This window comes from Belliella filtrata, assembly GCF_022549775.1.
GTDB classification, from domain to species: domain Bacteria; phylum Bacteroidota; class Bacteroidia; order Cytophagales; family Cyclobacteriaceae; genus Belliella; species Belliella filtrata.
In genome coordinates this window covers 1-7,961 of sequence record NZ_JAKZGP010000106.1, presented here as the reverse complement: position 1 = coordinate 7,961, position 7,961 = coordinate 1, and the positions used below count along the sequence as shown (strand labels likewise).

Sequence of the window (7,961 nt, the reverse complement as noted above, 5' to 3'; positions counted from 1 at the left end):
TTATGAAGAAAAAAGAAAGGCCCTGCCAGAAATAACAGGACCTTTTGAATCTAGCTTAAGCTGATTTACAAATCAAAGGTAAAAAATTTAGATTTTATTTGAAATTTAACACAGAATCTTTCAGGTTGCACAAAATGAATTCTAATAACTGATTTTAGTCTATAAAAAACTGAAAAGTATGTGGATTTAAGGTTTAACTTATAGTATTTGAAACTACCTGATGCGATCTACAGATCTGACAAGCATTTCATCTTTTCTTATAAACCTGTTAGCGAGTAAGTTTAAGATCATACCACCGAATATCGCCCAAAACCCAAGCACAAAAGCACCATTTGCATTAGGATTGAATTCAGCATTTGCTTGATAAGTGGTATAGACAATCAATCCAAGCGTAACGACCATTACCAAAGAGTTGATCATATTGAGAAACATCTGTTTGGTTCTGTTTTTATATTGGGATAGGCTAAACAAAGCAAGCCCAGCAGCTATGATTGCTAATATGCCTATGTAGAACTTACTACTTGAGCTCAATACCTCTTGAGTTTGAATATCCAATATGACCAAGTTCCACGCTGATAGTGTCAACATTTGGGTTTGTCCTGGGTTTACTTGTTGCCATATAGGGAAGCTCACTACCAAAATCATGGCAACAGCCACAAGGAATAAGAATATGGTTTGAATTCTTTGTATCATGTTTATTGAAGTTTTGACAAAGAAAGGGTGTAAATCGAAGAATCGCAAGAAATGATCTGTTGTGCAGGATGATTTTGAATATAAATTGTTGAATTTATGTTCTTAAATTCCCTAAAACCATGCATGATAACTAATTCAGGAAATTTTGAAGAGAAGGAGTATTGACCCTTAATCACAATTGCTGGTAATCATGTGCGGAAATTAGGATGTAATAGTATCTTTGCAGCTGTGACTGAAATTTCAAAAAGATATTTTCTAGAAATAGCATATAATGGTGCTGCATATCATGGTTGGCAATCACAGAAAAATGCGACCTCTGTTCAACAAACCATTGAAAAATCCCTTTCAACACTCATGAGAGGGCCAGTTGAAATTATGGGGTCTGGGAGGACAGATACAGGAGTTCATGCAAGTCAGCAGTTTGCTCATGTGATTTTTGAATCAGAGGTTCAACAAGCTGATTTTCTTAAGAAACTCAATGCACTTTTGCCAAAAGATATTGCTGTTCATCGTATATTGCCTGTAAGAGATGATGCACATGCTAGATTTAATGCGATTTGGCGGAGTTATGTTTATAAAATCACGACCAAAAAAGATCCCTTTGGATTTGGGTTAAGTTGGCATTATTATCGACCTCTTGATCTTCAGGCTATGAATCAAGCCTCAAAGTTGTTACTTACACACCAAGATTTTCAATGTTTCAGCAAAGTAAAGACAGATGTAAATCATTTTGGTTGTAAAATAAAAACGGCATTTTGGGAACAAATAGGCAATGAAATTCACTTTCATATCACGGCCAATAGGTTTTTGAGAGGAATGGTGAGGGCGATCGTGGGAACCTTGGTCTTAGTGGGTGAGGGAAGGTTGACCTCAGAACAGTTTCAAGAAATCTTGGATAGCAAAGATCGGTCTAAAGCAGGTTCTTCAGCACCTGCATCTGGATTGTTTCTTTGCAGTGTAGAGTATCCAGAAGATATATTTATTTAGAATAGTTAATTAGATTAAGATTTTGAGCCTAGAACAGGAAAATGTCAAAAGTGGTGATATCATAGACACCAAAGTGCTGAAGAAACTCTATCAGTTTATCAAGCCATACCAAGGTAGGTTCTACTTTCTTATTTTTCTTACATTCGCACTGGCAGTTTTAGCGCCTACAAGGCCTTATTTTATCCAAGTTGCTATAGATGATCATGTCGCTCTTGGGGACTATGATGGATTGGTGAAGGTGATTTACCTATTGATAGGCTTGATGGTGTTGCAAGCAATAGTCCAGTTTGTACATACTTATTTGTCAGGTTGGATAGGTCAGGTGATTATCAAAGATATAAGGGTGAAGCTTTATCGGCATTTGCTTAAGATGCGTCTGAAGTTTTTTGATAATACCCCAATAGGAAGGCTGGTGACTAGGAATGTTTCAGATATTGAGACTTTAGCGGATGTGTTTAGCGAAGGGTTGGCAGCTATCGTTGGAGACTTGCTACAGCTTGTGACTATTTTGGGTGTGATGTTTTATATTGATTGGAAGCTTACATTGGTCAGTTTAAGTACATTGCCACTTTTGATTATCTCGACTTACGTGTTCAAGGAGAAGATCAAAGTAGCCTTCAATGATGTACGAAATGCTGTTTCCAATCTTAACTCTTTCTTACAAGAGCATATCACAGGGATGAACATTGTGCAGGTGTTCAACAGAGAAAAGCGAGAATATGAGAAATTCAAAGATATTAATAGGGATCATAGAAAAGCTCATGTCAGGTCTGTGTTGTATTACTCCATTTACTTTCCAGTAGCAGAGATTATTCAGGCGATTGGGATTGGTTTGGTGGTCTGGTATGGTGCTACAGGTGTTTTTGATTTGGAGATCAAAGTAGGTGTGTTGATATCTTTTATCATGTATCTGCAGTTGTTTTTCAGACCGATCAGAATGATAGCTGATAGATACAATACCCTTCAGATGGGTGTAGTAAGTTCAAGCAGGATATTTAAACTTCTGGAAAGTGATGATCAGATTCCTAATGAAGGGAGTTTCAAGCCTGAAAAAATAAAGGGTAACATAAACCTAGAAAATGTATGGTTTGCCTACAATGATGAGGAGTATGTACTCAAAAATATTAATTTCGAAGTGAAACATGGGGAAACCATAGCTTTGGTAGGCGCTACAGGGGCTGGCAAATCTTCGATTATTAATTTGATAAGTAGGTTTTATGAAATCAATCGAGGGAATATCAAAATAGATGGGACTGATATAAGGGAGTTTGAATTAAGTATCCTAAGAAAACATATTGGCGTAGTATTGCAGGATGTGTTTTTGTTTTCAGACACGATTTATTACAACATCACTTTAGGGAATCCAAATATTAGTAGGGAAGAAGTAATGCATGCTGCCAAGCTTGTAGGTGCTAAAAAATTTATCGAAAGGCTACCTGGAGGACTGGATTACAATGTGAAAGAAAGAGGGGCTACACTTTCTGTTGGTCAGCGACAGTTGATATCATTTGTGCGGGCGATGGTGTATAATCCCGAGATCATTATCTTGGATGAAGCTACCTCCTCGGTAGATACAGAGACAGAAGAACTGATCCAAAAAGCCATAGATAAGATGATGAAGGGTAGGACTTCAATAGTGATAGCACATAGGCTATCTACGATTCAAAAGGCTGATAAAATCATCGTACTTCATCATGGAGAGATTAAAGAAACAGGAACCCATGAGAGCTTACTAAGTCTAGGTGGATATTATGCCAATTTACACAAGATGCAACTCAAGTCTATGGCAATCTAGAAGTCAATGATGATTATAGGTATGAATAAAGGCCTCATTTTTGAGGAATGTGGAAATCTAATACTAAACCAATAAATAAATTAACGTGAAAAAGTTACTGATTGTAGCCATGGTGATGGCGACATGTATAGCAAATGCTCAAGAAGATGGGATAGGGTTGAGATTAGGTGAGCCATTGTCTATTACGTATAAGAAGTTTTTGGATGGAAACATTGCCATAGAAGGGATGTTTGGTAGAGCAGGGGCAAACAGTGCCCAGTATTATTTTAGGTCTTTTGACAATAATAGGCCTACATCTAATGCATTTTATGCCGGCCATAGTACAGGTTCATCATTTTCCTTCAATGTGAGAGGGGCTTATCATGAGGATATTACGGATGATTTGAATATTGATCAAGGTTATCTTTTGGCCTACGCAGGTGCCGGACTTCAGTTGAGGTCAACCCGTGTAGATTATACCTATACTGATCCTTCTAGTAGTGTTCCAGGTATTTTTTATAGAGAATCAAGGAGAAATATCGATATAGGGCCAGAGATTTTTGGAGGAAGTGAATATTACTTCGACGATTTACCGATCAGTGTTTTTGCAGAAATAGGCTTATTCATGGAGTTGCTAGATAGATTTGGCCATGTGAAGCTCCAGGGTGGTATTGGCGTGAGATATTTGTTCTAAGATGAGAAATAGAATCATTGCAGGTGTAATCGTGGGGTTATTGTTGACAGTTGGATTGCTCCTTTTCAAGAATTTGGGAGGTTTCAATGAAGTTACCTTTACTACCATAGATGAACCAAGATTAGTATTGCAAGGCTTGACGTATGAAGGTACTCCGCAGGATGATGGTGTGAGGGATACATTTAAAAGAGTAGGTGAGGAAGCATCGAGAAGGGGGCTGCCACTTTTCACCTTATACTATGTCGAACCAGCAGGAAAGCTAGATACGATGAAAGTTTTTGTAGGTATTGAAACGGAGGATGCTTTAGGTGGTTTTGAGCAGCATGAATTCTCAGCTGACTTCGGTATCGTAGCTCATGTAAATGCTCACCGACTCGTTATGCCAGGCCCTAACAGGGTTAAGTCCAAAATGAAGGCTCATTTGATGGGTCAAGGAGCTAATGAACCCTTTATCTATTTGGATAAAATCATTGATCCTGATTCAGTTGAGGTAATTGGCCTTATCAATCGATGATTGTTGTTTTCGTTTCATAAATATATAAGCTTGGATTTTGGTATAGTTTTGGATGTCACGCTCATATCAAGAGGATGAAACTTATATTTTGTATAAGCCGTAAAAGAAGAATATCCACATTTAAATTAAGCATTATGAAGAATTTTATCAAAGGAGTGCTCGCATTAGGCTTGGTTGCCATGTTTGCCTGTGAAGGGCCAATGGGCCCTCCAGGACCAGAGGGGACTTATATCGTAGGTCAGGTGTTTCAGACTGGTTTAGTAGACTTCAATTCAGGGAATAATTTCAGTACAGGATTTGTAGATTTTCCATACACAATAGAGGGAACTGATAAAGTTTTGATTTACTCCCAATGGAGAATAGAGGATGGTGTAAATGTATGGAGGTTGATGCCTCAAGTGAATTTTGAATTTCCTCAGTTCGGTATATTTTCTTATAACTATGAATTCACAATGTTTGATTACAATATATTTATGGATGGGAATTTTAACTTATCTCAATTGCCCGCTGATTATAGAAATGGTCAAGTTTTCAGAATTGTAATCCTCCCTGTAGATCCAATGGCTGAAAATGCAAGAATAGACTATTCAGACTTTGATGGGGTGATGCAGCTACTGGACAAAACAGAAGATGATATCATCAAATTGAACTAAAATAAGAAAGCCTCCTTGGGAGGCTTTTTTTATGAGTTGTTTTAAAGTTTAATTAGTAATCTGGTTTCACTTTTTATACGTTATTAAACTAGTTGCATAAATGGACAGGTTAAAATTCCAGTTCCAATTTTATGCTCCAATTTCTATTAATTTAATTTCCTGACTTATCTTTGCGACATGCAATTGAAAAACGACTTATTGATTAGGGCTGCCAAAGGTGAAGCTGTAGAACGAACTCCAGTATGGCTGATGCGTCAAGCGGGTAGAATACTTCCAGAGTACAGAGCGGTAAGAGAAAGTGTGAGTGGATTCATAGAACTTGCTCAGACTCCTGAACTAGCTGCAGAAGTTACTATACAGCCGGTGGATATTTTGGGTGTAGATGCTGCCATTATTTTTTCTGATATCTTGGTGATTCCAGAGGCTATGGGCTTACCGTATGAAATGGTGGAGAAGAGAGGTCCTTGGTTTCCAAATGTAGTTAGCTCAGCAGCGGATTTGAAAAAGCTGAGGGTTGCAGATGGGGTGGATGATCTTAGCTATGTGATCGACGCGATCAAAATCACCAAGAGAGAGCTGGATGGGAGGGTGCCATTGATAGGTTTTGCAGGTGCACCTTGGACTATTTTTGCCTATATGATCGAAGGATCAGGAAGCAAGACTTTTTCTAAAGCCAGGGCCATGCTCTATACACAGCCTGAATTGTCGCATCAATTACTCCAGATGATCACAGATAGTACGATCAATTACTTGAAAGCTCAGATAGCAGCAGGAGTTGATTTGATCCAATTGTTTGATAGCTGGGCGGGAATATTGCCTCCTGATCATTATGAAACATATTCCTTGAATTATATAGCTCAGATCTGTGACGCCATCAATGAAGTACCGAAAACTGTATTCGCCAAAGGAGCGTTTTTTGCCAGAGAGCAGATGGGTAAGCTAAATTGTGAGACTATTGGACTTGATTGGAATATGGGTGTTGCTGAGTCACGCAAGATGATAGGTGATGATAAGACACTACAAGGAAACTTAGATCCAGCGGCCTTATATGGTTCTGCAAAAGAAGTGGAGGAAGCTACCAGGCAAATGATGGCTCAATTCAAAGGTGGAAGACATATTGCAAACCTAGGCCACGGAGTTTATCCTGACATTAGCCCAGAAAAGGTAAAAGTGTTTATAGAGACTGTAAAAAATTACCAGAGTCAATAACAATCGTTTCAGATTAAACAATCTTGATATTTAAAGAAGCCCTACGATCCAGCTTAGCGATTGTAGGGCTTTTTCTGTATTAGTTTGGTATTGAGGTTAAATTTCATCCTATTTTTTTGATAACTGTGCAATTTTAGATTTAATCGGTTTCATGATGTTTAATATTCTTGTATTTTTTCAAATAATCTGAAATATATGCTTTGATTTTAGGCTTGTGATTTTAATTAATGAGCGACTTTGAGTTTTTGAAACATAATAATTAACTGGTTTTTTTGAAATTTCCGTAATAAATCGATGTTATGGTTATTTTTTTAATTAAAAAAACTGATATATGTTGTCTTTTATAGAATCATAGTTAAATTTGAAACCATGATATCAGTATAGAACATAAAAAATGATTTATAAGGATGTTTTTAAAACCTATTTCTAACAAAAACCTATTCAAAACAATGAAAAACAGATTTACAAAACTATTGGCAAAGGCTTCAGCATTGGTTGCGCTTTGTTTAGTATTAGTTTCAGCTCCTGCACTTGCGCAAGATGATAGCAGATTCAGCATGGATGTTACTTTGAACTCTGATCAATTCTTTGGATTTTATCCATTTTTTGCAGGTTCATATAGTGTGAGTAGCAATGTTGACTTTACATTTTATGGTATTCTTTGGTCCGGTGGAACAGGAGGAGTTCAGGGAGCAGGCGGAGGCGGCTGGGGTAACTGGACTGAATTTGGTATCGGTATCGGTCTTGAGCCTGCAGAAGGCTTGAGCATTAGTCCACAAATAGGTATCACGGGAGGTAATCTTTTATCTTCAGGTACGGACGGACCTTCTATATTTGGAGATGGTATTGTTCCAAACTTGACAATTGGTCTTGATAAAGCAAAAACTGAAGGTGAAATTTACTTAGGATATTATGCGCCTTTGAGAAATGAAGCACCTGCAAATGGTACTACTTTGTCTTACCTTCACTATTGGGCAAACTTTGGTATAAAGGCTTCAGATTTCTTTTCTGTGGGTGCACATTATGAGCACTTAATCAACACTGGTGGATCGAATGTTGCTTCTTCTTCTGATATTTATCAGTGGTTAGGTCCATATATTCAATTCAGCAAGCCAACAGGTGGTGCTTTTGCTAGATTGTCTTTTGGTACTGATCTAGTTGAGGGGAATGATTCCTTCTTTAAAGTAACTACTGGATTTAGCTTCTAAATTGAAAAGTTCAAATTGTCAAAAAAGCTGTCCGATTGATTTTGTGCAGCTTTTTTGATATTAATCGAAAGATTATCTTAAATCACTAGATTCCTACATTAGTCCAGCAATTCCGATTTTAAATAATTGAAGTAGTTTGATCAATTTGCTTTAGAAAATAGACATAGGATTCCCATGACCCTGTTTCCAGGGAATTCTTTTTTTTAATTAAACCAGTTTTTGTGTTTTT

At 37.4% G+C, this 7,961-nt stretch carries 8 protein-coding genes; 7 read left to right on the top strand and 1 reads right to left on the bottom strand.

Annotated features, from left to right (window positions below):
• Window positions 1–213: 213 nt before the first annotated feature.
• Window positions 214–693 (bottom strand): DUF4293 domain-containing protein, encoded by a 480-nt coding sequence (locus MM239_RS20285; protein WP_241350156.1) that lies wholly within the window; start codon window positions 691–693, stop codon window positions 214–216.
• Between the two features lie 192 nt (window positions 694–885).
• Here MM239_RS20285 and truA point away from each other — a divergent pair, with 192 nt between their 5' ends.
• The 7 genes from truA to MM239_RS20250 all read left to right on the top strand — a co-directional run bounded on the left by truA (window position 886) and on the right by MM239_RS20250 (window position 7,732).
• On the top strand, window positions 886–1,680 hold the full coding sequence (gene truA / locus MM239_RS20280; protein ID WP_241350155.1) for a tRNA pseudouridine(38-40) synthase TruA: 795 nt from the start codon (window positions 886–888) through the stop codon (window positions 1,678–1,680).
• Between the two features lie 22 nt (window positions 1,681–1,702).
• A complete protein-coding gene (locus tag MM239_RS20275; protein WP_241350154.1) occupies window positions 1,703–3,475 on the top strand; it encodes an ABC transporter ATP-binding protein in 1,773 nt (590 codons plus the stop codon).
• Between the two features lie 85 nt (window positions 3,476–3,560).
• The gene (locus tag MM239_RS20270) at window positions 3,561–4,148 is read left to right on the top strand and encodes a hypothetical protein (protein ID WP_241350153.1); all 588 of its coding nucleotides are present in this window, start codon (window positions 3,561–3,563) and stop codon (window positions 4,146–4,148) included.
• 1 nt (window position 4,149) lies between these two features.
• Window positions 4,150–4,662 (top strand): hypothetical protein, encoded by a 513-nt coding sequence (locus MM239_RS20265; RefSeq protein WP_241350152.1) that lies wholly within the window; start codon window positions 4,150–4,152, stop codon window positions 4,660–4,662.
• Between the two features lie 134 nt (window positions 4,663–4,796).
• Window positions 4,797–5,315 (top strand): hypothetical protein, encoded by a 519-nt coding sequence (locus MM239_RS20260; protein ID WP_241350151.1) that lies wholly within the window; start codon window positions 4,797–4,799, stop codon window positions 5,313–5,315.
• 177 nt (window positions 5,316–5,492) lie between these two features.
• Window positions 5,493–6,524 carry a uroporphyrinogen decarboxylase gene (gene hemE / locus MM239_RS20255; protein WP_241350150.1) on the top strand — a complete coding sequence of 344 codons (1,032 nt, stop codon included), beginning with the start codon at window positions 5,493–5,495 and terminating at the stop codon, window positions 6,522–6,524.
• Between the two features lie 449 nt (window positions 6,525–6,973).
• Window positions 6,974–7,732: a DUF6733 family protein gene (locus MM239_RS20250; RefSeq protein ID WP_241350149.1), complete on the top strand. Its 759-nt coding sequence runs from the start codon at window positions 6,974–6,976 to the stop codon at window positions 7,730–7,732.
• The last annotated feature ends 229 nt before the right edge of the window (window positions 7,733–7,961 follow it).

Excerpts from the sequence above, each read along its gene's own strand:
- MM239_RS20285 (WP_241350156.1), bottom strand. The coding sequence starts at position 693 with ATGATACAAAGAATTCAAACCATATTCTTATTCCTTGTGGCTGTTGCC.
- MM239_RS20265 (WP_241350152.1), top strand. The coding sequence starts at position 4,150 with ATGAGAAATAGAATCATTGCAGGTGTAATCGTGGGGTTATTGTTGACA.
- MM239_RS20260 (WP_241350151.1), top strand. The coding sequence starts at position 4,797 with ATGAAGAATTTTATCAAAGGAGTGCTCGCATTAGGCTTGGTTGCCATG.
- hemE (WP_241350150.1), top strand. The coding sequence starts at position 5,493 with ATGCAATTGAAAAACGACTTATTGATTAGGGCTGCCAAAGGTGAAGCT.
- MM239_RS20250 (WP_241350149.1), top strand. The coding sequence starts at position 6,974 with ATGAAAAACAGATTTACAAAACTATTGGCAAAGGCTTCAGCATTGGTT.